The sequence below is a fragment of the Litoribacillus peritrichatus genome, assembly GCF_039537985.1.
Taxonomy (GTDB): domain Bacteria; phylum Pseudomonadota; class Gammaproteobacteria; order Pseudomonadales; family Litoribrevibacteraceae; genus Litoribacillus; species Litoribacillus peritrichatus.
Map to the genome: position 1 here is coordinate 377,152 of NZ_BAABBN010000015.1, position 26,554 is coordinate 403,705.

Here is a 26,554-nt window from a genome sequence, read left to right on the forward strand (position 1 = left end):
TTCAGGATCTGTTCAGAATACTGGAAAGAAGTATAACGCCAGACAATAGTAAATACCCAGCACCTAGGTGCAATGGAGTGAGTTAATGAAAGTACTTGTTGTTGATGATGATTCTGTCGCCCGTAAAACGATATCCAAGGCGTTGGAGGATACTTACATAGTTACAACAGCAGTAGACGGACCTACCGCCATTGATATGGTGCCTGTGGAATCGCCGGATTTGATTCTGTTAGATGTTGAGATGCCTTTCATGTCTGGATTTGAAGTCTGTAATCAGATCAAAACGTCGAACGGCCCGGAGCGGGATACGCCGATTATTTTTATTTCTTCTTTAAGCTCTATGTCCGAGCGACTTCATGGACTGGAAGTGGGGGCGGACGATTTTCTCACCAAACCCTTTGAACCAGAGATGTTGAAAGCGAAGCTCAATAAACTACTGGCTTTCAGGCAAGAGCGCGACGGCCTGAAACAGCAAGTGGATGCTGCCAACAATGCCGCCTATCAGGCGATGTCTGGTACCAGTGAATTCGGCACAGCCATCCGGTTTGTGGAGCGCAGCCACAGTATTGGTACGTTTGAGTTGTTGGCGGATCAGTTTTTTAAAGCAACGGATCAGTTTGGTTTGAGTTGCAGTTTAATGATGAAAACGGAATCTGAACCTTTATTTTTTACCAGTAATCATGCCAGTCCTGCGGTCAGTCCACTCGAAAAAGAATTGATTACTATGCTCTCCACCGCTGAGCGCTTTAACGACTTTGGTCAGAGGACTCAAATTAATTACCCTTACATTTCGTTGCTGGTCAAGAACATGCCCTCCGACGAACCGGATCGCTATGGTCGTTACAAAGACCTGCTGCCGTTTATGATTGAAGTGGCCAACGCCACGGTAAGAACCTTAAACATTGAATCACAGCTGGTTTCTCAAACCCGCAATTTAGGGAAGTCGTTCGATATCGTAAAGCAGACCCTTATGCAGTTGACGGATGCGATGCAAGTGAACCAGGAAAACGTTGCCAGCATCATGAATGACATGTTGATGGAACTGGATGAAGTGGTGCCCGGTTTGGGGTTGGATGAAGATCAGGAGACGTACCTGATTAAGCGGATTGATGGTGCTGTCACTGAAGCGAACGAGGTGCTGGATTCAGGCGCGAATTTGAAAGGCTCGATCATCAATGTGACCCGCTTGTTGGATCATCTTGTGGAACAGCAGCATATTATGGTGGATAAGGCGATTGCCAGCAAAGCCAGTACTTCTGAGGTGCAAGATGAGCAAGCGTCTGTAGAGGAAGAAGTTCACGATGAAGATGTAGAGTTGTTTTAACACTCAGAATCATCTATTTCGGCAGTATAAGTGCGACGTATGAGGGGTTTTGTTGAAATAAATAGTTGTGTGTCACTTTGTCATACAAGTGGTCTGTGGGTGTTTTGTGTGCCATACTGGCACCAGATCCGATTAAACAGACTAGGTGAATATTATGGCGGCAGCAGAAAACAAAGAGGCTCGCTTGGTTGCTAGGGTTACGGAAGACGTTCAAAAAATGATTCAGCGAGCAGCTGATTATTCGGGAACTAGCATTTCTCAATTTTTGACTGATTCAGCGATGGATAAAGCCCGTACCATTATTGAAAAAACAGAAGCCTTGCATCTTTCCATGCAGGGAGCGGATGCGTTGTTTGACGCCTTGGAAGCCCCGCCAAAAGCCAATACGAAATTATTGAAAGCGGCCAAGGGATTTAAAGGCACGGTGAATGTTGCTGAACATTGATGAAGTATCCAAAAAGCACGATCGAAAACAATTTGATTGTGGGGTTGAGGAATTAAATCAATTTCTGCAACAACAGGCCCGTCAAAAAACGTCCAAACACGTATCGAAAACGTACGTTGGGTGCTGGGACGAATCCCCTGCCGTGGTAGCCGGTTATTACACGTTAACCGGTTATTCGGTCAGCCCACCGCCGGTTCATAAAGACTACCACAATTACCCACATCCGTTGTCGGCCGTTAAGCTGGCTCGATTGGCCGTGGATCGCGACTGTCAGGGGGCGCGTCTGGGTGAGAAATTACTGATCGACGCCATTCGTCGAACGGTGTTGGCGGCGGAACAAATCTCCGCCATTGGCTTGTTTGTTGATCCCATGACGCCCGACGTGGTGCCGTTTTATGAGCAATACGGTTTCATGGTCGCCGATCCGGCAGAAGATGATCGGTTGGAACTGTGGTTGCCGATTGGCACCTGCTATGACGCAGTGAAAGATTTGGTTTAAGGGGTAAAACTTTCATGGGAAGGGAGTTATTTCGTTTTTTTTGCGTTGAACAATCTCAAACGCAGGAGGCTAAAGAAAACCTTCCATGTTACGGTCTTGTCACTGGTTCTTAAAAGAATGTTTGGCTACTATGGCGTGATTCAATTTACGCTGATGTACTCACTTTTATAGAACTGGATGACATGCCTTTGATCTCGAATCGATTTCTGTTTGTTCTGCTCACTTCTTTGTACTTTTCACAAGGTTTTCCTTCCGGTCTGTTGGCGCATGGCATGCCTGCGATCATGCGTGAATACGGCAGCTCTTTGACTTCTATTGGTATGCTCAAACTCTTAGCATTGCCTTGGTTATTTAAGTTCTTGTGGGCGCCTCTATTGGATAAATACCACTTCTCCCGGTTAGGGCCACACCGAAGCTGGATAATGGTGATGCAAACGGGGGCTGTTCTGACGCTGTTTGGGTTGTCGTGGTTTGATCCTGCCTGGTTATTTGCGGAAGGTTTGATTCTGTTATTTATTTTATTATTTTTGGTGAATCTGTTTTCTTCGACCCAAGATGTAGCGACTGACGGGTTGGCGGTGACCTTATTGCCGGAGCGTTTGCGCGGTTTAGGGAACAGTATTCAGGTTTGTGGTTACAAAGTCGGCTTAATGCTAGGGGGCTCAGGCTTACTTGTGCTCATTAATGACATTGGTTGGTCGTTGTCCATCCAGCTGGTGGCGCTGACGCTCATGATTATGTTATTGCCAACGCTTCGTTTTAATGAAATCGCAACGTTTAAGGCTCTGGATCAAAATTCAGAAAAAACGGCCTCAGCAACCGATCAACCTTTGGGCGGCTATAATTTTTGGCAGTTTTTTAAAACGCCTAACATCATGCGTTGGGTCGGGGTGTTGGTGACGTTTAAAGTAATTGACAGTTTCAGCTCAACATTGGTCAAACCTATGTTGATTGATTTTCAGTTATCACTGGCAGAAGTCGGAGAGATCACCTTCATCGCTTCTCTGATTGGTTTGGCTGGAGCACTGCTAGCGGGGGCTTTGTATTCCCGTTTGAATAGCTGGTGGTTATTGATGGGGTTCACGGTTTTGCAAATGTTTGCCGTTGCCGCGTATGCCATATTACCTGGGTTGCATCAAACGGGTGATTCGTCGTTTATGACCTGGGTGTATGTCATTGTCGGAGTTGATCAGGCGATTGATACGATGGCTACGGTGGTGTTGTTTGCGGTCATGATGGGTCATTGCCGAAAACAGCACGAAGGTGGTGACTATACCGTACAAGCTTGTTTGCAGGTTTTTGCTGCAGGTTTGGTTGGTGTATTGGCTGGTGTCATGGGCGACTGGATTCAAGATTATCAAGTCATGTTTATGGTGTCCGGGTTGAGTGGTGTATTAGCCATTCTGGCTTTGGTTTTGTACCGGCCAGTGCAGGTAACGAAGTTGCCGCTGTAGTGGTTTGATAAATCGGAGCAAATAAGCTTATAACGAGGGCAAACGAATGATGAAGGTTGTGAACTCGCCGGGTTGCGATTCCATAGAAATGGAACCTTTCAGTTTCTCCTGAACCAATGTGCGAACAATGTTAAGCCCCAGGCCACTGCCTCCGGCACCACGCTTGGTGGTCACAAAAGGTTCGAATATTTTGGGTTGCAGCTCAAAAGGTACGCCGTCACCGTTATCCCGTACTTCTATGATGATTTGATCGTTGGCTTTATGGGCGTTGATGCAGACTTTTCTGTCTTTATGATGTTGATCAAACGCATGGATGCCCGCATTAATCAGTAAATTTGTCAGCACCTGAGCCAGGCTTCCCGGACAGGATTTAAAGTGAATGTGTGGCTCACAAGTGAGCTTCATTTTGGTTTGATATTTTTTATTCAGTTCGGGGCGAACACTGTTCGTGATATTTTTTAAGGTATCTTCGAGATTAATAAGTAAGAAGGTATCGTCGCTCTGATCTACCGCCACTTGTTTAAAACTTTGTATCAGGTCGGCAGCGCGATTGAGGTTATCTGTTAATAATTGGCAGGCTTCATTAACAGAATGGATGTAAGTATTGAAGTGCTTTTCGGTGATGCTGCCTGCGGTGAAAGCTTGTTCAATCTGAGACGTCAGAAATTCAAGATGGGATATGGTGGTAATACCGATGCCAATGGGGGTATTGATTTCATGCGTAACACCCGCCACCAAGTTGCCTAACGTCGCCATTTTTTCTAATTCTATGATCTGTTGCTGGGTATTGGATATAACCGCTTTTACTTCGGCATAACGGCTTTTTAAAGACTCCAAATCCCGGGCAATGAGGGCGCGGCTTAAGAGGTCTGACATGTGCACGAGCAATGCTTGCTCTTGTTCTGCCCAGTTCCTTACTTCGTCAAGGCTCTCAGCTCTTAAAATACCAACCAAACAGCCATCTCGGTAGATGGCCGTATCCAATAGTGAGACTGCGTTTGAGGGCTGAAGGTATTCTTGTATTAAGTCTTTAGCTCCGGGAGATTGAGATTCTTCATCAATGGAGAGCACGCCGGTTTGTTCGAGGGCGTTGATGTAGTTGTTTAAAGCGCTTAAATCACAAGTGTTTGGAGTGATGGGTGTTGCTGAATTATGATCCAAACAGCAAAGGCTTGCAGTGTCCTTGTCTGTAAGCCAAATACTGACTCTTGGAACGTTTAAGACAGAATGTATTGTCTTTTTGACGGCTTCGCAGGCACGCTTAAAGTCGCCGCTGTCAATCGCTTCCGACAGACCGGCTTCGGTGGTTAATTGAGGGCGCGGATCAGATTCATCCATCGTGATCTTGCCTTTTTATTGAACCGGGTTTACTCATTATATGTTACAACCTTGGGCGATTCTTGCAGGGTAAAGGCCGTTGGTTTATTGAATGAACATTCTTCAGTCATTATCCTATTCGTCCTCATCCGGGAATTTCATCCTCAATACGGCGATGTGGGCAATATTGTCTAGCAATAGCTGCACCAAACCTGGATCAAAGTGTTTGCCTGACTCACTCTCAATCAATTCTAAAATTTTATCTTCCGGCCAAGGTTCTTTGTAACAGCGTTTGCTTCCTAAGGCGTCATATACGTCTGCCAGAGCCACGATACGACCGCTGATGTCAATATCTTCACCGCTTAAGCCTTGAGGGTAGCCGGTGCCGTCCCACTTTTCATGATGTTGTAACGCAATAGTGGCCCCCAGCTTAAGAATGCGTTTGTCCGATTTGGCTAAAATATCATGACCAATTTGAGCGTGGCTTTTCATGACTTCCCACTCTGCAGGATCGTGCTTACCGGGCTTGTTGAGAATGGCATCGGGAATCGCAATTTTCCCTATGTCATGTAAGGGCGATGCATGCTTGATGAGTTCTGAATAAGCGCTGCCGAGCCCCGCTTTTGAGGCTAGAATCTGACTGATTTGGGCAACTCGCTTTACGTGGCCGCCAGTTTCTTTGCTGCGTTTTTCGACCGCTTCGCCTAGGAGGTAAACAAGCTCCCTTTGAGTATCTTCGATCTCATCCCGAAGAATTAGGTTCTCATAGGCAATGGCAACGCTGTTAGAAAAAATCTCAAGCAGCTTGTGGTCGAGTTCAGTCAGATAGTGGACATTTGAAACATACAGCAGGTTTTCGCTGCCTGAACGAGTTGCGAAGTAGCCAACGAAGTGGTTGTCCCTATGCAGCGATCGTTTTTGGAGCATGGTCTCTTTAAATAGTGTCATGATGTTGCTGGGGATTTGGCTGTTGCTGGTTTCCGTTAAATAGCCCAGTTGGTCGCCTGTGGCAGCCAGAATCTGATATTGGTTTTGTCTGTGAGAGGCGGCAAAGGCGGAAATTGTGTTTAGGTAAATGGCATTTTCATCCAGACCAAGAATGTTGGTTACTTGCATCAACATGGCGGAAGCAAACTCCTCCAGTCGATTAAATTCCATGATTTCATTGCTGGCCCTAATGACTTTCTCCAGGCCTTTTCTATGGTTGTCCAGGGTTTTGATGTCTTTATAGGAACGTAGGGTTGAGTAAAACAGGGTTTTCAGTTTGGTGATGGTGAGTTCGGTTTTGTCTTTGTAATCGTTGATGTCTAATTCACGAATGACGCGTTCTTCCGGGGCCTGACCGGGTTGACCGGTTCTTAAGACGACCCGGGTGGTTTTGTTGTTGAGGTCATTTCGAATGTACTGGGCGAGTTCTAAGCCCGCATGTTCTGTTTCCATCACCACGTCGACTAAGGCTAAGGCAAATTCTTTTTCTTCAAGGATGGTCTTGGCTTCTTGCGCTGAGTAGGCGTTGGTGAATTGCAGGCCTTTGTGGTCGAATTCAAAACCTTTGAGCACCATCTGGGTGACCTGATGAATCTGAGGTTCGTCATCAACGATCAGAATGTGCCAGTACCCTTGGCTGTTTGGGACAGGAACCGAGTGATCATCTTTTAATGCAGTGTTGGTCTTTTGATTATCAAATAATAGTTTATCGCCCATATGTCTCATCGACTTGTATGAAATCTAATCAGATGATTTCAGTGTAGTTGGCTTTTCTTTTTCTTAGAAATATTTAATCCCGATGGCTCGCTTAAGAAGTCGCTTTTACTCTGGTGAGGGGTGCTTTAAACTGCGCGCAAATGGTTTTTGAGCCTTGGTAAATCACCAACGCTGATATTGATGTTTTTTAAATGTAGGGTGTTCTGAAGTGAAATTTGACGTGATTGTGATAGGTGCTGGTGCAGCCGGTCTCATGTGTGCAATAACAGCAGCACAAAGAGGGCGTCAGGTTTTGGTGTTAGATCATGCCAATAAGCCGGGTAAGAAGATTTTAATGTCCGGTGGTGGCCGTTGTAATTTTACCAATATGTTTGCTGAGCCGGAAAACTACCTTTCCAATAATGAACACTTTTGTAAGTCGGCGCTTTCTCGTTATACCCAATGGGATTTCATTGCACTGGTTGATAAACATGGCGTGCCCTATCATGAGAAAACCTTGGGCCAGTTATTTTGTGATCATAAATCTTCGGATATTCTCTCTATTCTGTTGGATGAATGTGAGCAAGCGGGTGTAGAAATTCGATTAAATCATGGGGTTGATCGGGTCACGAAAACCGATACCGGTTTTCAATTAGCTACGAATGGCATGATTCTGGCTTCAGAGTCGTTAGTGATAGCCACAGGAGGGCTGTCGATTCCGACGATGGGAGCAACAGGGTTTGGTTATGACATTGCTCAACAGTTCGGTTTAAATGTGCTGGCAACGCGCGCTGGGTTGGTTCCTTTTACGATCACGGATCAGTTAAAGCGTTGGTGTACTGAGCTGTCGGGCACCGCCATTGATTGTGTGGTGAGCTGCAACGGTCAATCTTTTAAAGAAGCATTTTTGTTTACGCACCGAGGCTTGAGCGGCCCGGCGATGTTGCAAATTTCGTCTTATTGGCAAGCAGGGCAGGAAATAGAAATTAACCTGATGCCTGATGGTTCAGCAGCAGAGTGGCTGGAAGCTGAGAAGCAAAATCGCCCCAACACGGAACTTAAAACATTATTGTCTGAAAAGTTTACCAAGAAAGTGGCAACGTTAATGTGCCAGGATTGGTTTGAATCCCGAGCACTGAGAACTTATAACGAACCGGAACTTGCAAGCATTAGTCAGCAACTCTCAGCCTGGAAAGTGGTACCTTCCGGCACGGAAGGTTACCGAACGGCAGAAGTCACTTTAGGCGGTGTGGATACTTCCGAACTTTCTTCAAAAACGATGGAGTCAAAAAAGGTGTCGGGTTTATATTTTGTTGGCGAAGTGATTGATGTCACCGGTTGGCTCGGAGGGTTTAATTTTCAGTGGGCCTGGGCGTCCGGGTTTGCGGCTGGTGAGTTTGTTTGATTTTTTCTAGCCAGCCTTCACATTGAAAACTATACAATGAAAAATGCAGGGAAGACCTTTTGATTTCTAAGTTACCTCGTTGGTTGGAATTGGGGGCGTTCATTTTGGCGGCCATTGCGGGGTGTGTGAATGCGGTGGGTTTATTGGGGTTTGAGCATCAGTCGGTATCTCATTTGTCGGGTACGGCTTCTTTGCTGGGCGCGAGCATGTTCAACGCTTCCTGGGTCAGCGTATTTCACTTTGCCGGTATTTTATTAAGTTTCTTTGTTGGTGCTGCGCTGTCTGGTTTATTGTTGCATGGCAGTGCCCTGAAATTGGGGCGTCATTACGATACTGCGCTTCTGATTGAATCCGTGTTATTGCTTAGCGCCTGTTATGCCCTCACCAAGGGGCAGTTTTATGGCCACTACTTGGCTTCGGCGGCTTGTGGTCTTCAGAATTCCATGGCGACTACCTACAGCGGAGCCGTCGTTCGAACCACTCATGTCACCGGCCTATTTACCGATTTGGGTATTATGTTGGGCGCGTCACTCAGGGGCGAAGCCTTTGATAAACGTAAAGCGGTGCTGTTCTTGATTATCATCATTGGCTTTATTTTGGGTGGCACTTTGGGGGCTTTCTTATTTAAGGCGGTTTCTTTTTTGGCGCTTATTGTGCCCGCAGGTGCATGTGTTGTGCTTGCAGTCGCTTACCGGGTTTACACATCCAGAGTCCGTCGCTGCACGTGAGGTGGCGTTTTGTTACGTTTTAGCGCGCTTTAAAGTATTCAGTTAAATGTCGGACGTTTGATTGATTTACCTATTGTTTCGATTTTCAGTGATTTCTGTAAATCATGTAAGACTTTGTATCTCCTAAAAACAAGAAAAGCGGAAGCCATTTTGTTTCTTTCGATCCATGGAGAGGTGATAAAGCGTCTTGATTTAAGTAAGCCTTTAAGGTTGATAACCTGATTTTCCGCGCTATTTATCTTTTGTCCATTAGCCAATACTTCCCAGTCTGTGGGCTTGTCTGAGCTTTTTGGATGTCTGAATGAAGGCATGCCGTTGCCGTGTGCTGTTTCCCGATAACGATTGACAGGCAGTTCTTCTTACCAAGAAGAGGGGTGGTCTCTGCGTGTCAATTACACTTCATTACGTTTGAAATTTGGTTTTTCCCTGTTTGTTCGGGTCTTTTAAGGCTCAGTTATGTACTAACGTGAAGAGTGTATTTAGCGGAGTTTTTATGGCCGTTGTTTAACGTTTAACCACTTCAGCTATGCTTGGGAATGAATCGGGTGTGGTTTTGGTTGGCTTAAATGCAATCAGGCGGAGTAAAAACGCCGACAGTGAATAACAAGGGTTATTTAATAGACGGCTATTTAATAGACAGTTACTTAATGACAGCCACTATCAGGAAGTGTCACTCAGGCGTTATGAGTTGATACAAGGAGAAAACATGGCCACCAGTTCAATCGAAAGCGTTGTTGATGTCTTACCGCCCAAAGTGCTCTTGGGGGCACTGAGACAATTAAAACAAGGCAACTTTTCAACTCGATTACCTGAAGATCTTGAAGGGGTGGATGGGCAAATAGCGAATCTTTTTAATGAAGTGGCGGATATCGCCGGAACTTTGGTGGCGGACGTTAACAGTGTCAGTAAATCGGTGGGACAAAAAGGTAAGACGAAGCAACGTTTGTCCAAAGCAGGCCTAAAAGGGGGTTGGGCGGATTATGTGGATTCCGTCAACAGTATGGTGGGCGGACTGACCCAACACTCGGCTGAAATGGCGCGAGTGGTTGCTGCGGTGAGTAAGGGTGATCTGACTCAAACCATTGATTTATCTGGGGAAGATCAGCCCTTGTCTGGGGATTTTCTTCGTTACGGCAAAATGGTTAATGGCATGGTGGAGCAGCTTTCGGTGTTCGGATCGGAAGTAACGCGTGTTGCTAGGGAAGTAGGGGTTGAAGGGAAACTGGGGGCTCAGGCACAAGTGAAAGGGGTATCGGGAGCTTGGAAAGAGCTGACCGATAACGTAAACCTGATGGCCGATAACTTAACCAATCAGGTTCGAGACATCGCCCAGGTCACTACGGCGGTGGCCAACGGTGATCTTACCAAAACCATTACGGTGGAGGTAAAAGGCGAAATTTTAGCGTTGAAAAATACCATCAATACCATGGTGGATCAGTTGGGGTCCTTCGCAGATGAGGTAACCAGAGTAGCCAGGGAGGTGGGTACCGAAGGGGTGCTCGGTGGTCAGGCGCAAGTGAAAGGGGTTGCGGGTACCTGGCGAGAGTTAACCGAAAACGTAAACTCCATGGCCAACAACCTGACCAGCCAGGTTCGTAACATCGCCACCGTGACGACGGCAGTGGCCAATGGTGATCTGACAAAGAAAATCACAGTGGATGCCAAAGGTGAAATTTTAACGCTGAAAGACACCATCAACACCATGGTGGATCAGTTAGGGTCGTTTGGGGATGAGGTAACCAGGGTGGCCCGAGAGGTGGGTACCGAAGGGGTGTTAGGTGGTCAGGCTAAGGTACAAGGTGTCGCCGGGGTTTGGAAAGAGTTAACCGATAACGTAAATTCCATGGCGAATAATCTGACCGGTCAGGTACGTAATATTGCGGAAGTTGCAACGGCCATTGCCGAAGGTGATCTGGGTAAGAAAATTACGGTTGATGCTCAAGGGGAAATTTTAACGCTCAAAAACACCATCAATACGATGTTGGATAAACTCCTTAGTTTCTCTTCTGAAGTTACCCGGCTGGCCAGACAGGTGGGGACAGAAGGTGCTTTGGGCGTGGAGGCTCAGGTTAATGATGTGTCGGGGGTATGGAAAGAGTTAACCGACAATGTGAACCTGATGGCCTCCAACCTGACGGAGCAGCTTCGAGACGTTTCCAAAGTCGCTACCGCCATTCGTGATGGGGATTTGAGCCAAAAAATCACGGTGGATGTCCGTGGTGAGATTTTGCAGATCAAGGAAGTGATTAACTCCACGGTGGACCAGCTGAACATATTCGCCACCGAGGTGACCTCGCTTGCGGGGCAAGTGGGTACTGAAGGCCGTTTGGGCGTACAGGCAGAGGTGCCGGGCGTTGCTGGTATCTGGAAAGCGTTGACCGATAACGTAAATTTGATGACGGCCAACCTGACGGAGCAGCTACGAGATGTATCGAAAGTGGCTACCGCCATTCGTGATGGGGATTTGAGCCAGAAAATCACCGCCGATGCGCAGGGTGAAATTCTCCAAATGAAGCAGGCAATTAACTCAAAAGTAGATCTGCTGAGTATGTTTACCAACGAGCTTAGGGTTTTAGCCAGTCAGGTGGGGACTCAAGGTCAACTGGGGGTGCAAGCTGAAGCGCCTGGCTTCTCTGGTATCTGGAAAGAATTGACCGATAACGTCAACCTGATGGCTTCGAACCTGACCGAACAGCTTCGGGATGTATCCAAGGTGGCGACCGCCATTCGTGATGGTGATTTGAGTCAGAAAATTACAGTGGAGGTACGAGGCGAAATTCTTCAGATTAAAGAAGTGATTAACTCCACGGTAGATCAGTTGAATGTCTTTGCAACGGAGACCACTAAACTGGCCGGGCTGGTGGGTACCGAAGGCCGGCTTGGGGTGCAGGCAGAAGTACCTGGCGTTGCAGGTATTTGGAAAGATTTGACTGACAATGTGAACCTCATGGCCTCCAACCTGACAGAGCAACTGCGTGATGTATCTAAGGTGGCTACGGCCATTCGAGATGGCGATTTAAGTCAGAAAATTACGGTTGAGGTGCTGGGGGAGATTCTTCAGATTAAAGAAGTGATCAACTCCACGGTGGATCAGTTAAACCTGTTTGCCACTGAGGTGACGACCCTGGCGGGCAAAGTGGGTACCGAAGGACGCTTGGGTGTACAGGCTGAAGTGCCTGGCGTGGCCGGTATTTGGAAAGATCTGACCGACAACGTGAACCTGATGACATCCAACCTGACCGAACAGTTACGTGATGTGTCGAAAGTGGCCACAGCGATTCGAGATGGTGATCTGAGTCAGATCATTACCGTGGATGTGCAAGGCGAAATTTTACAGATTAAAGAAGTGATTAACTCCACGGTGGATCAGTTGAATGTCTTTGCCACGGAGACGACCAAACTGGCCGGACTGGTGGGTACCGAAGGGCGGCTTGGGGTGCAGGCAGAAGTACCGGGTGTTGCTGGCATTTGGAAAGAACTGACGGATAACGTGAATCTTATGGCGTCTAACCTGACAGAGCAGCTTCGGGATGTATCGAAAGTGGCTACAGCCATTCGTGACGGCAAATTAGGTCAGAAGATTACCGTTCAAGTACAGGGTGAAATCCTTCAGATTAAGGAGGTGATTAACTCCACGGTGGATCAGCTCAATGTGTTCGCGACGGAGACCACCAAGTTGGCCAGTTTGGTGGGTACGGAAGGTCGCTTGGGGGTACAGGCTGAGGTACCGGGTGTTGCGGGAATTTGGAAAGACTTAACCGACAATGTAAATCTGATGGCCTCCAACCTGACAGAGCAGCTGCGGGATGTATCCAAGGTGGCTACGGCCATTCGTGATGGCAAGCTGGGCCAGAAGATTACCGTTGAGGTGCGTGGTGAAATTCTTCAGATTAAGGAGGTGATTAATTCCACGGTTGATCAGTTAGCGGACTTTGCCTCAGAGGTTACCCGCTTGGCTCAACAGGTAGGGACGGAAGGGCAATTGGGTGTAAAAGCCAATGTACCAGGGGCTGCTGGGGTGTGGAAGGATTTGACAGATAATGTGAATCTGATGGCCTCGAATTTGACAGAGCAGCTTCGTGATGTATCAAAAATTGCAACGGCCATTGCACAAGGGGATCTGAGCCAGAAAATCACGGTTGATGTAAAAGGTGAGATTCTGGAAATTAAGAAAGTAATTAACGACATGATCGATACCTTGGATACGTTTGCCGATCAGGTGGTAACGGTTGCACGTGAGGTAGGGGTGGAAGGGCGCTTAGGAGCCCAGGCGGATGTACCTGGAGCCGCCGGGACTTGGCGAGATCTTACGGATAACGTAAACGAATTGGCGGGGAATCTGACCAACCAGGTACGTGCCATTGGTGAGGTAGCAACCGCTGTGACCGACGGTGACCTGAGTCGTACGATTTCGGTGGAGGCGCAAGGCGAAGTTGCGTTATTGAAAGATAATATAAACCAGATGATTGATACGCTGGCAGAGACGACACGGGTAAACCAGGAGCAGGATTGGCTGAAAACCAACTTGGCGAAGTTTACCCGGATGTTACAAGGGCAGCGAGACTTGTTCAGTGTAACCAGTCAGGTTCTTTCAGAATTGGCGCCGGTGGTGGATATCCAGCACGGGGTTTTTTATATGGTTGAGAAAGATGGGGATAAAGCTTATCTGAAGCTTTATGCCGCTTATGCCTATAAAGAACGTAAGGGCTTATCAAATCAGTTTGAGTTTGGTGAGGGTTTGGTGGGGCAATGCGCGATGGAAAAACAACGTATTTTGCTGACTCATGTGCCATCCGACTATGTCCAGATCAACTCTGGTTTGGGGGAAGCGCCGCCGCTTAATATCGTGGTTGTGCCCATTGTTTACGAAGGCGAAGTGAAAGGCGTGGTGGAGTTGGCTTCCTTTGCTTCTTTCAATGATGTTCGTCTGGCTTTTCTGGAGCAACTCTACGAAAGTATGGGGATTGTGGTCGCGACCATCGAAGCCAGTATGCGCACAGATGAGCTATTGCGACAGTCACAAGGACTGACGGAAGAATTACAAAATCAACAAGAAGAACTGCAGCAAACCAATGAAGAGCTGGAAGAAAAAGCGCGTCAGCTGAGTGAGCAGAAAACGGAGGTGGAACGCAAAAATACCGAAGTGGAAGAAGCACGAACTGCACTGGAAGAAAAAGCTGAACAACTTGCGCTGTCTTCCAAATACAAGAGTGAATTTCTGGCAAACATGTCCCATGAATTACGGACTCCGCTTAATAGCTTGCTGATTTTATCTCAACAGTTGACGGAAAATCTGGAAAGTAACCTGAATGAAAAGCAAGTCAAAGCGGCGAAGACCATTTATGAGTCTGGCAGTGACTTGTTGTCCCTGATTAATGAAGTTCTTGATTTAGCCAAAGTGGAGTCCGGTACGCTGACCGTGAATGTGAACCGAACCACCTTCCTGGATATTGCCGGTTTTGCGCATCGCAGTTTTGATCAGGTCGCTGATGGTAAATTGTTAAATTTTGATGTTGAGCTAGCGGAGGATTTAACGGAAGAAATTGAAACTGATATTAAACGGTTGCAGCAGATTTTGCGTAACTTGCTGGGTAATGCGTTTAAGTTTACGGAGCATGGCGGAGTTAAACTGATTATTGAACCTGCGACCAGAGGCTGGACAATTGGTCACCCGGTACTTTCCCAAGCCTCTGCTGTGGTCGCGATGAAAGTATCAGATACCGGTATAGGCATTCCTAAAAATCGTCAATTATTGATTTTTGAAGCATTTCAACAAGCGGATGGCAGCACCAGCAGAAAGTACGGCGGTACCGGGCTGGGTCTTTCCATCAGCCGTGAACTGGCTCGTTTGCTGGGGGGTGAAATTCGGGTCGAAAGCATTGAGGATGAGGGGTGTACTTTTACGCTTTACCTACCTCTGCGGTTTCAATACCAAACACAGGTGTCCAGAAAAGATAATAAGCAAAGTTACTTACAGGCAGAGCATTACTTAAAAGCGCCGCCCTCGTCGTCGCTCCCTGTTGAGTCAATGGCTTCTTCGGGGTTAAAGACGGTACAGACTTCATCGCTGCTTGATGATAGAGGGAGTTTGGTTGAGGGTGACCGGAGTTTGTTGGTCATCGAGGATGATGAGGCCTTTGCTGAACTGTTAATGAACCATGCGCGAAGTCAAGGTTTTAAAGTGATGGTGGCCTTGACCGGAAGCGAGGGACTTGAATTGGCGTCCGAGTATCAACCCGATGCGATTACCCTGGACTTACACTTGCCGGACATGCAGGGGCGGGTGGTGCTGGATCGTTTGAAACACGATTTGAACACCCGGCACATTCCGGTGCACGTCCTTTCCGTCGATGACGCTGAGTCTCGTTGTATAGCTCAAGGTGCGATTAATTTTTTGCAAAAACCTTTGGATATTAACGGGCTAGAGCAGGCGATGGCTAACATCAGCCAATATCTTGAGAAACAGGTTAAACACTTGTTGGTCGTTGAAGATGACAGCACTCAACGAAATAGCATCGTTGATCTGATCAGTGGTCCGGACGTTGAAATTATGGCGGTGGATTCTGCGGAAGCGGCGCTGAGTGCTTTGAAAGCGCAGTCATTCGACTGCGTTGTTCTGGACTTAATGCTACCGGACATGGATGGCATTGATCTATTGCATAAGATGAAAGCCGATATTGGTGTGAAACCTCTTCCTATTATTGTTTATACCGGCTGTGAATTGACCCCAGAAGAAGAAACGAACCTGAAGCAACTGGCCGAAAGCATTATTGTCAAAGACGCTCGCTCTCCTGAACGGCTGCTGGATGAGACAGCACTGTTTCTTCATCGTATGGAAAGCCAGTTACCAGAAAAAAAGCAGAAAATGATTCGGCAGGTTTATCAAAGTGACCCAGCGCTAGCGGGTAGCAAAGTGCTCGTGGTGGACGATGATGTTCGAAATATTTTCGCGGTGACCAGCTTATTGGAACAGCATAATTTAACGGTTTTAAGAGCGGAGAATGGCAAAGAAGCCATTGAAACCTTAAAACAAAACCCGGACGTGGATGCGGTTTTGATAGACATAATGATGCCCGAAATGGACGGTTATGAAGCCATGCGCCGGATTCGACAGCAGGCCAAGTTTAAACGTTTGCCCCTGATTGCGTTGACGGCGAAAGCCATGATGGGGGATCGGGAAAAATGCATTGTTGCCGGTGCATCGGATTACATTACGAAACCCATTAATTCGGAGCAGTTATTGTCGTTGTTACGTGTTTGGATTGCTAAATAACGCAGTAGATGCTGACCGCTGGATCGTGTTCATTTTGGTCAACGTGCAGGGGAAGAAAGTGGGCCTTGGAAAGGTCGAATAAAGAAGAGGAGCACCGTTATTCATGTTCTCAACGAGGTGACGGATATAGAGCCGTTGATAAATGCTATTCATCAACAATATGGCTATGACCTGAGAGATTATGCCAGAGCTTCTTTAATTCGTCGGCTCTCACTAGCGATGAAAAAAGAAAGATTGCGGGACTTTAATGAGTTTCAAGATCGCCTGTTGCATTCACCTGCGTTTTTTTACCGGTTGCTCGGGGTGCTTTCTGTCAATGTGTCGGCGATGTTTCGTGATCCGGATTTTTATTTGGCACTTCGTCGGCAGGTGATTCCATTGTTACGCACTTGGCCTTTTATCCGTATTTGGCATGCAGGGTGTGCAAACGGAGAAGAAGTTTACTCTATGGCTATACTTTTGAAAGAAGAAGGGTTGTATGAGCGAAGTAGAATTTATGCCACAGATTTCAGTGAGTTGATACTGGAGCAAGCAAAGCAGGGAATTTATTCGTGTAAAAATGTGCAAACATACATTGAGAATTATCGATTGGCTGGCGGGAAGGAAGATTTCTCGTGTTATTACCGAAGTGATTACGATCGCGTGATTATCAGAAATGAATTAAAGAAAAACATTGTATTTGCGCAACATAACTTAGTAAGCGATGGCTCTTTTAATGAGTTTAATTTGATTCTGTGTCGTAACGTGATGATTTATTTCAACAACGCATTGAAGGACAGAACCCTTAGGTTATTGCATCAAAGTTTGTGCCGTTTTGGGGTGTTAGCACTAGGGAAAAAAGAGTCTTTGAACGGTACAGAGTTAGGGTTCCGTTATGACACCCTCGCCGAAAACGAACGTTTGTATCGTCGCATCGGCTGGTGAACACAGGGTTGGCGCGAATTAAGAGAGCACCGATGGAAAGTCAACAGAATCAAATGAACCGTAATACTGATGAGCTGCACTCTCAGCCAGTGAGGGGCTGTTCGCCTGATGGCGTTGTGCTCATTGTTGGTTCATTAGGCGGGTTTAAGGCTTTTCAACGAATATTGGCATCACTTCCTCGGAAGGCATTCCAGGGAAGAAAGGGGAAGTCTGTGGTGATGATGCTTCATCGCAGTCCGAGTACCACAACCGATTTAGGGGCCTTATTACAAAGCCATTGTCTGTTGCCGGTGTCTGAACCGGATGATAAGGACGCCATGGTTATTGGACACGTTTACATAGCCCCAGCGGATTACCATTTATTGCTGGAGGGGAGGCACTTTGCATTGAGCACGGAAGGCCCTGTCAATCACTCGAGGCCGGCCATTGATCCTTTATTTCAATCAGCTGCGTTCAGTTTCGGTAAGAACTGTTTGGCAGTGATACTTTCTGGCAACAGTGATGATGGAGCACAGGGCGCCGAGACTATTTTAAAGGCGGGCGGCGATGTATGGGTTCAGAATCCAAATGAATGTGAAGCGCCCATTATGCCTGTGGCTGCGTTGGCCTTGGTGCCTTCGGCGAGAATATTGTCACTGGATGAGATCACGGCAGAACTGGTCGCGTTGGGTCAGGCAACGCAGGCCCGATGGAAAGGTGAAGGAAATGAACCGCATGTTTGATGTTACAAAGTCACCCCCTTCCCCCCCGATCAGCAAAACCGCCATTTTGGTGGTCGATGACAATGCAGCAAACCGATTAGCAATGGAGCAGGTACTTGAGCCTTTAGGTTATGAATTGCTTGAAGCAGACTCTGGTGCGGGTGCTCTTCGTTTATTGCTGGACAGAGAGGTGGCTGCGATTCTGCTAGATGTGCAAATGCCGGATATGGATGGTTTTGAAACGGCAGAGCTGATCCGCGCCCGGCCTCAATCCCGTAATACGCCAATTTTATTTTTAACTGCATTCAGTCAGCAAGAAATACATGTGAAACGAGGGTACGAGTTGGGCGCAGTGGATTATATGTTTAAGCCATTTGAGCCAGATATTCTACGTGCCAAGGTTTCGGTGTTTGTTGCTTTATTCGAAAAAACGGAAGCGGTACGTACTCAGACGGCACTCATTTGTCGCCTGGAAAGTGAGGCGAAACTGAAGGAAGAAGCTAACCAAAGGCTGAGAGCAGAAAAAGAAGCGGCAGAGGCTCTGGCTGCTCAATCTCAAATACTGAAACAGCAAGCTCAGCAGCTGGAGAAACAAGCCGAAGCCTTGGCCAGGTCGAACGAAGAATTGGAACAGTTTGCTTATATTGCTTCCCATGACTTACAAGAGCCGTTGCGTGTCATGGCCAGTTTTACGCAATTGTTGGAGGAGCACCTTCAAGATCAAATGGATGACAAGGTGACCAAATACATCCACTACATAGTGGATGGTGCGCAACGTATGCAGAGTATGGTGACCGACCTATTGAGTCTGTCACGCATCAGTACTCAGGCGCAGCCCCTGAAAATGGTGGATACAGGGCAAGCATTAATGCAGGCCTTGGCAAATTTACAAACTACGATTGAAGAGACTCATGCCGATATTCAGTTCGGGCCTTTGCCGAAGGTACTGGCGGATGCGGGCCAGTTGATTCAGGTTTTTCAGAACCTGATCGCCAACGCGCTTAAATTTCATGGTGAGACGCCTCCTCAAATCGTCATTGACGCAACGCTGCTGGACGCAGATCAAGCGGAGGGTGACATAAAATCTGCCGACTTATCGGATGTTCAGTTCAAGGGCAGCGGGTTTCCACATACTTCTGGAGCAACCAGTGATGCCCCCGAGCTTTTTGTCCGCTTTTGCGTACGGGATAACGGAGTTGGGGTTGACCCAAAATACTCAGATCAGATCTTCATTATTTTCAAACGGTTACACAGCCGTACCGAATATGAAGGCAGTGGCATAGGGTTGTCGATTGTTAAAAAAATCGTGGAACGGCATGGTGGAAAGGTTTGGTGCGAGAACTTGGCTAATCAAGGGACTCGCTTTTATTTTACGCTAGCCACGACAGCAGCCAGGGGGACAGAGAATGGTAACTAAACCCGTTCGTTTATTGTTAGTGGAAGATAACCCGGCAGATGTCGACTTAATCCTGGATGCGTTAACCAATGCCACAGTGCGGAGCCGGGTAGAGGTGGCCAATGATGGTGAGCAGGCGTTGGCTTGGCTCAATGCCGTCGAAACGCTTCCTGATTTAATCTTTCTGGACTTAAATTTACCGAAAATGGGTGGGTTGGACGTTTTGCAGAAACTTAAACAAACCTCCCGGTTTAAACGTGTGCCCGTGGTGGTGTTAACGTCTTCGCAGGCCGATCAGGATGTGCTGAAAAGTTACGACTTAGGCGCGAATACCTACACCTGTAAACCGTTGAACCTGAACGATTATCGGCAGGTCATTCGGATAATAGAGGCCTTTTGGTTCGGGGTTGCTCAATTGCCACCAGATCAAAAATAAGTAAGTGCTGGTTACGGATGGCCTCTAGGGGGACTCTCTGGGGCTGCTTTGGGTGGGAGTGTTTGGTCATTATTGCTTCCGGGTTATGTTTGATCAGGAGATGAACCGTGAAATATCAACTGACTCTTTTTGTTGCGGGTACGTCGGGGACGTCTCAGCGTGCTCGCCGGAACCTGGAAGAAATGTTCCGCCAGGAGCTGGCTGATCAATATACGCTTGAGGTCGTCGATGTGCTGGAACAACCGGAGCGTGCAGATAAGTTCGATATTTTAGTGACGCCGACCTTAATCAAGCATATGCCTCTGCCATTAAGAAAAATCGTGGGGGACTTTGGCAACAAAGCAGAAGTTCTCTTGGGGTTGGATATTTTTAATAAAACAGTGGAAGCATCCGCTTTATATACTCAAGCAAATGAACGGTGAAGGGTTATGAATACAACAGACATTCTTTACATTGACCCAGACCAGGTTCAGCGCCAGCATTTTCTTAATTGTCTGACACGGTATGGTTTTAATATTACGTTAGCGGCAAATGGTGAAAGTGCTTTGAAACTAGCGGTTAACGGTGCGTTTTCGGTGATAATTCTTGATCAATCGTTACCCGATGCGAGTTTGGACAAGTGGTTCGATCGTCTTAGGCGTACGGTGCCGAATGCTATTTTTTTGGTTCTAGGCGAGCAACTGGAACATTATTGGGATTCTGATCATCCGCTATCATCAGCGGTTAGCCAGTTCATAGCTAAACCCTGGCAGCCAGAAGCTCTGGCGCAAAGTTTGTGGCGGGCACTGACTCAAAGAAAAACGCTGAATGATACTTATTTTCTTAATAGTGTGCCGCCTGGCTCAAATAGCCAGGAAACAATCAATGTATTGCTGTTGGAGGACAACCCAGCGGATATTGACCTTATTATTGATAACTTATCGCGTCGAACGTGCACCCCAAAAGTTAATTTGACGACTCGTGTCACGTTGGAAGGGGCGCTTGATGCACTCGGGCATGACACATTTTGTTTGATCCTGGCCGATCTTAATGTACCTGATAGTCAGGGGTTGGCCACTTTATCCAGAATACTGGCAGTAAGTGATACACCGGTTGCAGTGATCAGTGGCTTAGAAAATGAAACGATGGCACTTGATGTTATGCAGTTGGGTGCGCAGGATTATTTGTATAAATCCGATGTGACTCAAAGAACACTTCATCGGTTAATACGTTACAGCATAGTCCGTCAGCGTGTTCATGGTCGTTATCAACAGTTGTTGTGGCAAAACCCGGATGCGATTTTAGTGGTGGACGATCTTGGGAAGATTTTATGGGCGAACCCTGCTGCGAATGAACTTTTTAAGAGGGGGCGGTCTGGACGGTCTCCGTTAATGGGCAAGTCATTTGGTTACCCGATAACGGGTCAAGAAGGAACCATAGAAATTGAAACAGGCGATCAGTGCGTACTGGAGATGCGCCAAGTCTCGACGCAGTGGCTGGGACGTTTTGCCCATATCGTTTGCTTGAGAGACATCACCGAACATAAACGCCTGCAAGAACAGCTTCAGCATGAAGCGCAACACGATGTTTTGACTGGGCTGGCAAACAGGGCATTGCTGGAAGACCGACTGGACTTTGCTCTGCGCAAGGCACGCCGAAATGAAGAAGTTGTGGCGCTAATGATGTTGGACTTAGACCGCTTTAAAATGATTAATGACACTTTAGGTCATGATGCAGGGGATGCTCTTCTTAAACAGGTCGCTGACAAGCTGGTATCAACGGTTCGAGATTGTGACACGGTAGCGCGTTTTGGCGGAGATGAATTTGTTGTTCTGGCAGAAAATATACACGACGCTGAAAGCGCGGGTAAGTTAGCTAAAAAAATTCTGACTGCGTTGGAGGAGCCATTTGATTTTGCTGACACTCTGCATGTTGTTACCACCAGTATTGGCATTGCGTTATTTCCAAAGGATGGTTTGAAAGTTAAGTCGTTGATGAAACATGCGGATAATGCGCTGTATCGGGCCAAAGAAGGTGGACGTAATTTGTATCAGTTTTACGATAAGTTATGTCACCAGCGTGCTGTCCGAAATCTCTCCTTAGAAAAAGAATTGGTTACAGCCATAAAAGAAAAGCAGTTTTGCCTGCATTATCAGCCGCAGTTTTCGGAGGATGGTTTGGTTGGCGCTGAAGCTTTGATGCGCTGGCAGCACCCGGTTCATGGTTTGCTTCCTCCTGGTCAATTTATTCCGTTACTTGAGAATAAGGGCCTGATCAGTGAAGTTGAGATGTGGTTGCTTGGCGCGGTTTGTGATCAGTTGGTTGAATGGCGACGGCAGTTTGGTTCGTCGCCTCGGCTTGCCATTAATTTATCGGTGGCGGGTCTTCATCAGCCTTCGTTGGTCTCATTTGTTGAAAGTACATTGTTGTCGCGAGGGTTGTCTGAGGGGGCTTTGACGATTGAAATATCGGAGCGTTCTGTTCTAAAAGATACGCTTCAGACAAGTCGCACATTATCCGGGTTAGCGAACATTGGAGTCAGTGCTGCGCTGGATGATTTTGGCACAGGCGCTTCTGCACTGAATTATTTAAGAGAGCTGCCCAGTTTAAATACGTTAAAGCTGGATCGGTCATTGACCCTCAATGCTTCAGGAGGAGAACGCGACTTAACCATTTTAAAAACTTTTATCCAGCTGGCGCACTCACTTGAAATGAATGTCATTGCAGAAGGGGTGGAAACGATGTCTCAACTGGCTGGTTTGCATGCGCTGCACTGCGATGCTTTTCAAGGGTACTTATTTGCACCGCCACTGGAGCCTATTGCCTGGCGAGCTTTTTTTCAACAATGGCAAGAAGCACCTGGCCACTTTTCCCATATACACACTAAACAATCGTATTCCGTTGGTTAAGGAGCGACTCATGGCAAATGCTGAGATACTTTATGTTGATAATGATCCTCAAGCCTGTGACAGCTTCGTGCGTTCAGTGAAAGCGCATGGTTTAGAAACGGATACAGCAGAGGATGGCAGTAAAGCGCTGCTTAAAATGGCACAACACTCTTATGCTTTGGTTGTTGTGGAGCTGCAACTTCCGGGAATTGACGGTGATAAGTTGATTGAACATATGCATCATCAATACCCTGAAACCGCGTTTATTGTGGTTGGCAATGAGCTAGAGCAAAACGTATGTTGGGATACTCAGCTTGCCGGGTTTGTCAGTGACAAGTTTATTAAGCCCTGGAATGAACGAGAGTTAGTTTCGGCTTTGCATCGAGCTTTGGAACTACAGCTGTTACGGCGGGCTCAAAACCAAAATATGATGACCGCTCAGAATAGCATTTTGTTGATAGAGGATAACCCTGCAGACGCAGCTCTGGTGTTTGAGTATTTGAGCGGTTGGTCATCGTCTCAGATGATAGAGCACTGTACTTCGTTATCCGCTGCGATTGAATTGTTGAATAATAAAACAATGGCGGTTGTTTTATGTGATTTAAACTTACCGGACAGTGGTGGTTTGGTGACGGTTTCTCGTCTGTTGAGTATTTGTGATACGCCGATCATTGTGCTTAGCGGACAACAAGATTCAGATATAGCAATGCAGGCATTGCGACTTGGGGCACAAGATTATCTGGAAAAATCAACACTCTCCACAGACGCTTTGCTTCGCGCTATGGAGAAAGCAATTCAGCGCTTTCAGGGAGATTATTTACATCGGAAACTATTAAGTAATAATCCGGACGGGATGGTAGTGGTTGATGAAAATGGCTGGGTCCTTTTTGCGAACGTGGCTGCGACTCAATTGTGCTGTGAGGAGGGCGGTCATTTAGAAGGGGCACAGTTTGGGTATGTGGTAGGAAGCAAGGAGCGGGTTGAAGTTCAATTGTCTTCCGGCAAACATGTCGAAATGCATGTAATGGCTACTGAATGGCGTGGCAGGTTTGTCCAGCTTATCACCCTGCGAGATATCAGTGAGCAAAAACACCTAAGGGAGAACTTAATTTATCTGGCTCATCATGATCCTTTGACTGGTCTTGGCAATCGGGCTTTGCTTTCCGATCGCCTTTCTCGAGCGGTTTTGCATGCACAACGAAGTGGCGAGATGTTGGGCGTTATGATGTTGGATTTGGATCGTTTTAAGTTAGTGAACGATACGCTCGGACATGATGCTGGTGATCAATTGCTTAAAGAATTTGCCTCACGTTTGAAAAGGACGGTACGTGAAACGGATACGGTGGCTCGTAGTGGTGGTGATGAATTTGTGATTTTGGCGGAGAATAATCCAGATGCGCAAAGCCTGGTCATTCTTTCAAATAAAATCCTAGAAATTATGGCCGCTTCGTTCTTATTGGGCGAAAAACCTTTTAATGTCACTGTGAGTGTTGGTATAGCCATTTACCCTAGAGATGGTAATGACGACAAAACTCTTGTGCTCAATGCTGATGCCGCTTTGTATCGAGCGAAGGAAGCGGGAAGAAATAATTATCAGTTTTATAGTGCTGAAATTCATCGCAGTACTATACGCAAGTTAGAGTTAGAGAGTCGACTGGAGCGGGCTTTGGATGAAGGGCAGTTTAGGTTGTTCGTTCAGCTTCAAATGGGACAGGAAAATATTTCTGGCGCAGAGGTGCTGTTACGATGGCAGTTGCCTGATGGCACATTGGTTATGCCAAGTGAATTTATTCCATTACTTGAGCAGTCGCCGCTAATTAAAAGCGTTGAATTTTGGGTCATTGAGGAAGCCTGCCGGCAATTGGTTGACTGGAGAGAGCTGGGGATTATGACCAGAACTTCAGTGAATTTGTCGGCACTTACATTGATGTCACCACAGTTACCTGAGTTCATCGGACGATTACTCGAAAAGCATTCCTTATCAGCAGATTTACTCGAATTAGAAATTACTGAACGCATCTTGCTTGGTGATACAAACAAAGCCCGAGATGTGTTGTTAACATTAAAGAACATGGGGTTAAATATTGCCTTAGATGATTTCGGAACGGGCTATTCTTCTCTCGGCTATTTATTGGAGTTTGATACCATTGATACGCTTAAACTGGATTGTAGTTTTATTTGGAAGATGGAAGAAACGCCCAGAAATCGAGCAATTTTGGAAGCGGTTGTCAGGTTGGCGCATTCATTGAATATGAGAATTATTGCTGAGGGTGTTGAAACTCCAAGGCAGCTTGAATTGTTACGAGAGCTTTCTTGTTCCGCGTATCAAGGCTATTTGTTTTCTCGACCAGTGCCGATCGAGCATTGGCAGCAGATTTATCAGCAGTGGAGCGACTGTGGGTCTTATGAAAAAAGAGTAGGGTGCTCGTAATATTGTATTAAAAAAGTCTCAGTCTGTGATTTGGTGCTGTCTCTTTTTATCATTAAAACAGTACGCATAAACATCGCTTTTTAAGGTATTTTCAGAGTTGTCTATTAATGTCATGAAATCGTCCGTTTCGTTTAACTATTGAGCTGAGTATTTACTCTAAAGTTGCCTTTTAAAAATAATAATAAAAGGTAATTAAGATGAATAATCCGCTCACTCGATTGTATGTATTTCTGTTAGGGTTTTTATTTGCGCCCGTTGTGTTTTCCAAATTAGAGCCTCTGCCTGATAGTGAGTTGTCTGAATACACCGGTCAGGCATTCATCACTATTGATGAACCTGAATCCATTACCGAAGGGGCTACCAAATATAAATACACCCGAATAAATTTTGGGATGGATATAGATACAATCCTTACCATCGATGAACTTGAGTTGGGGCGCTATTCGGACTCCAGAGACATCAATGGAGCAGGCGTGGACATTGATATGAAGAACGTAGCGTTAGGCGGCTACTTTAATCCCCATGATTATTTTGAAGTGAACCGGCAAGGTGACATTGTTTATGGGTCGGATGGTTTGCCTAAGCCAGATCCATCTAAATTCCCCATTAACCCGGAAACGGGGAGGCAGTTTAGATTAAGTGATAAAGGTGTGCCAATGCCCTTTAATATTAAAGACCCTTTCATTGAATTTGCGTATAAACAAGAAAATGGCGTGCAAAGTATTGCTGGAGTGCGAATAGGCTTTGGCGGTGCAAAAGGAACGTTCACAACCGACATTGCTTCCTTATCAGGAAACCTGGACGTTATTATTCAGGACAATGCTCAAGCATTGGCGTCTCAAGACCCCGATGGCTTTTTTGGCGTCTTGCTGAAATATGTTGCACCGATATTGTTAGGTGATAGTGAGCTATCGACCAGAGCCATATTGCAGCAAGGTCCTGATGGACCGAATCCAGGCCAGGCTTTGGATTACCGGGCAACCCATATTGGGGTGGAAGATGGAACTAACTTCCGAGTTGACGCCAGTGACGTTGGTCCGATTAACTGGTTTCTACTACAGACTGCAATGACGCTGTTTGCTCCGCCTGAAACTGGCGCAACAACAGACTGCACTTCTCGTGGTTTATTCGGTGTTTGTACCGGGGGAGATATCGATCTCTATACAGATGGTTGTGAATTGGCGGGAATAGAAACATGTTTTCCCTTAAATAAGTATCAAAGTCTGGATGTTGGGAATGGTGAAGAAGCTAGAGGGTTGTTCTTAGGGCTACAAACGGAAGCGTTGCCTTGGCGAACCGATGTGTTTACTACCGGTGATCCTTCTAACCCGATTGGGGGAGGAGAGTACGTTGAAGGGATTATGCGCGCAGGTCAGGGATTCTATTTAAACATTCCAACTGGTGGAATTAACCTGGACTTGAAAGAAGCTGTTAATAATGGGCTGCCGCGTCAAACAACAAGATATACGGACGCAAGCTTAGGGCTTTTCTAATCTGTTGGTTAAAAATCACCCATTTAACGTCTTTTTGTATGTTAAATAACCAGTTTAGGCCTTTTTTTAACCGCTTTGAAATTAAATTCAAAATAAGTGCAGAAAGGGGTTGTGTTGTGTGTGGGGATGCCTATAATGCGCTCCACGTTCTGAGAGGGGCAAGCGGGAAAGCTGGTTA

Annotated in this window: 17 protein-coding genes; 15 read left to right on the top strand and 2 right to left on the bottom strand. The window is 46.6% G+C overall.

Annotated elements, in window-relative coordinates:
* Positions 1-85 precede the first annotated feature (85 nt).
* The 4 genes from ABD744_RS21110 to ABD744_RS21125 all read left to right on the top strand — a co-directional run bounded on the left by ABD744_RS21110 (position 86) and on the right by ABD744_RS21125 (position 3,722).
* Complete coding sequence (locus ABD744_RS21110) at positions 86-1,324, top strand: response regulator transcription factor (protein WP_344800585.1); 1,239 nt, start codon at positions 86-88, stop codon at positions 1,322-1,324.
* Between the two features lie 154 nt (positions 1,325-1,478).
* Positions 1,479-1,769, top strand: coding sequence for a type II toxin-antitoxin system TacA family antitoxin (locus tag ABD744_RS21115; protein WP_344800586.1), 291 nt, complete (start codon positions 1,479-1,481; stop codon positions 1,767-1,769).
* Complete coding sequence (locus tag ABD744_RS21120) at positions 1,753-2,268, top strand: GNAT family N-acetyltransferase (protein WP_344800587.1); 516 nt, start codon at positions 1,753-1,755, stop codon at positions 2,266-2,268. The genes ABD744_RS21115 and ABD744_RS21120 overlap by 17 nt, the downstream gene beginning before the upstream one ends.
* Positions 2,269-2,450: 182 nt before the next feature.
* On the top strand, positions 2,451-3,722 hold the full coding sequence (locus ABD744_RS21125) for an MFS transporter (RefSeq protein WP_344800588.1): 1,272 nt from the start codon (positions 2,451-2,453) through the stop codon (positions 3,720-3,722).
* Positions 3,723-3,749: 27 nt separating this feature from the next.
* Here the strand turns inward: ABD744_RS21125 and ABD744_RS21130 are convergent, their stop codons facing one another.
* Both ABD744_RS21130 and ABD744_RS21135 read right to left on the bottom strand, forming a co-directional pair.
* Positions 3,750-5,060 carry a GAF domain-containing sensor histidine kinase gene (locus tag ABD744_RS21130; RefSeq protein WP_344800589.1) on the bottom strand — a complete coding sequence of 437 codons (1,311 nt, stop codon included), beginning with the start codon at positions 5,058-5,060 and terminating at the stop codon, positions 3,750-3,752.
* Positions 5,061-5,174: 114 nt separating this feature from the next.
* A complete protein-coding gene (locus ABD744_RS21135; RefSeq protein WP_344800590.1) occupies positions 5,175-6,743 on the bottom strand; it encodes a DUF3369 domain-containing protein in 1,569 nt (522 codons plus the stop codon).
* Between the two features lie 253 nt (positions 6,744-6,996).
* On the opposite strand from ABD744_RS21135, the gene ABD744_RS21140 reads away from it, so the two are divergent.
* The 11 genes from ABD744_RS21140 (at position 6,997) to ABD744_RS21190 (ending at position 26,376) form a co-directional block, all read left to right on the top strand.
* Positions 6,997-8,127: a BaiN/RdsA family NAD(P)/FAD-dependent oxidoreductase gene (locus tag ABD744_RS21140; RefSeq protein WP_425562200.1), complete on the top strand. Its 1,131-nt coding sequence runs from the start codon at positions 6,997-6,999 to the stop codon at positions 8,125-8,127.
* Between the two features lie 59 nt (positions 8,128-8,186).
* The gene (locus ABD744_RS21145) at positions 8,187-8,855 is read left to right on the top strand and encodes a YoaK family protein (protein WP_344800592.1); all 669 of its coding nucleotides are present in this window, start codon (positions 8,187-8,189) and stop codon (positions 8,853-8,855) included.
* Between the two features lie 706 nt (positions 8,856-9,561).
* Positions 9,562-16,128: a HAMP domain-containing protein gene (locus ABD744_RS21150; protein WP_344800593.1), complete on the top strand. Its 6,567-nt coding sequence runs from the start codon at positions 9,562-9,564 to the stop codon at positions 16,126-16,128.
* 135 nt (positions 16,129-16,263) lie between these two features.
* Positions 16,264-17,052, top strand: coding sequence for a CheR family methyltransferase (locus ABD744_RS21155; protein WP_344800594.1), 789 nt, complete (start codon positions 16,264-16,266; stop codon positions 17,050-17,052).
* A 32-nt stretch (positions 17,053-17,084) separates the two neighbouring features.
* Positions 17,085-17,774 (top strand): chemotaxis protein CheB, encoded by a 690-nt coding sequence (locus ABD744_RS21160; protein WP_344800595.1) that lies wholly within the window; start codon positions 17,085-17,087, stop codon positions 17,772-17,774.
* A complete protein-coding gene (locus tag ABD744_RS21165; RefSeq protein WP_344800596.1) occupies positions 17,767-19,170 on the top strand; it encodes a sensor histidine kinase in 1,404 nt (467 codons plus the stop codon). Before ABD744_RS21160 ends, ABD744_RS21165 begins: the two co-directional genes overlap by 8 nt.
* On the top strand, positions 19,160-19,585 hold the full coding sequence (locus ABD744_RS21170) for a response regulator (protein ID WP_344800597.1): 426 nt from the start codon (positions 19,160-19,162) through the stop codon (positions 19,583-19,585). The genes ABD744_RS21165 and ABD744_RS21170 overlap by 11 nt, the downstream gene beginning before the upstream one ends.
* 107 nt (positions 19,586-19,692) lie before the next feature.
* Entirely contained in the window at positions 19,693-20,007 is a 315-nt protein-coding gene (locus ABD744_RS21175) for a circadian clock KaiB family protein (RefSeq protein ID WP_344800598.1), read from the top strand.
* A gap of 6 nt (positions 20,008-20,013) precedes the next feature.
* Positions 20,014-22,473: an EAL domain-containing protein gene (locus tag ABD744_RS21180; RefSeq protein ID WP_344800599.1), complete on the top strand. Its 2,460-nt coding sequence runs from the start codon at positions 20,014-20,016 to the stop codon at positions 22,471-22,473.
* 10 nt (positions 22,474-22,483) lie between these two features.
* Positions 22,484-24,883: an EAL domain-containing protein gene (locus tag ABD744_RS21185; RefSeq protein ID WP_344800600.1), complete on the top strand. Its 2,400-nt coding sequence runs from the start codon at positions 22,484-22,486 to the stop codon at positions 24,881-24,883.
* 197 nt (positions 24,884-25,080) lie between these two features.
* Complete coding sequence (locus ABD744_RS21190; protein WP_344800601.1) at positions 25,081-26,376, top strand: hypothetical protein; 1,296 nt, start codon at positions 25,081-25,083, stop codon at positions 26,374-26,376.
* The last annotated feature ends 178 nt before the right edge of the window (positions 26,377-26,554 follow it).

Excerpts from the sequence above, each read along its gene's own strand:
- ABD744_RS21115 (WP_344800586.1), top strand. The coding sequence starts at position 1,479 with ATGGCGGCAGCAGAAAACAAAGAGGCTCGCTTGGTTGCTAGGGTTACG.
- ABD744_RS21160 (WP_344800595.1), top strand. The coding sequence starts at position 17,085 with ATGGAAAGTCAACAGAATCAAATGAACCGTAATACTGATGAGCTGCAC.
- ABD744_RS21165 (WP_344800596.1), top strand. The coding sequence starts at position 17,767 with ATGTTTGATGTTACAAAGTCACCCCCTTCCCCCCCGATCAGCAAAACC.
- ABD744_RS21135 (WP_344800590.1), bottom strand. The coding sequence starts at position 6,743 with ATGGGCGATAAACTATTATTTGATAATCAAAAGACCAACACTGCATTA.
- ABD744_RS21190 (WP_344800601.1), top strand. The coding sequence starts at position 25,081 with ATGAATAATCCGCTCACTCGATTGTATGTATTTCTGTTAGGGTTTTTA.
- ABD744_RS21140 (WP_425562200.1), top strand. The coding sequence starts at position 6,997 with ATGTGTGCAATAACAGCAGCACAAAGAGGGCGTCAGGTTTTGGTGTTA.
- ABD744_RS21180 (WP_344800599.1), top strand. The coding sequence starts at position 20,014 with ATGAATACAACAGACATTCTTTACATTGACCCAGACCAGGTTCAGCGC.
- ABD744_RS21185 (WP_344800600.1), top strand. The coding sequence starts at position 22,484 with ATGGCAAATGCTGAGATACTTTATGTTGATAATGATCCTCAAGCCTGT.
- ABD744_RS21125 (WP_344800588.1), top strand. The coding sequence starts at position 2,451 with ATGCCTTTGATCTCGAATCGATTTCTGTTTGTTCTGCTCACTTCTTTG.
- ABD744_RS21120 (WP_344800587.1), top strand. The coding sequence starts at position 1,753 with ATGTTGCTGAACATTGATGAAGTATCCAAAAAGCACGATCGAAAACAA.
- ABD744_RS21110 (WP_344800585.1), top strand. The coding sequence starts at position 86 with ATGAAAGTACTTGTTGTTGATGATGATTCTGTCGCCCGTAAAACGATA.
- ABD744_RS21150 (WP_344800593.1), top strand. The coding sequence starts at position 9,562 with ATGGCCACCAGTTCAATCGAAAGCGTTGTTGATGTCTTACCGCCCAAA.
- ABD744_RS21170 (WP_344800597.1), top strand. The coding sequence starts at position 19,160 with ATGGTAACTAAACCCGTTCGTTTATTGTTAGTGGAAGATAACCCGGCA.
- ABD744_RS21130 (WP_344800589.1), bottom strand. The coding sequence starts at position 5,060 with ATGGATGAATCTGATCCGCGCCCTCAATTAACCACCGAAGCCGGTCTG.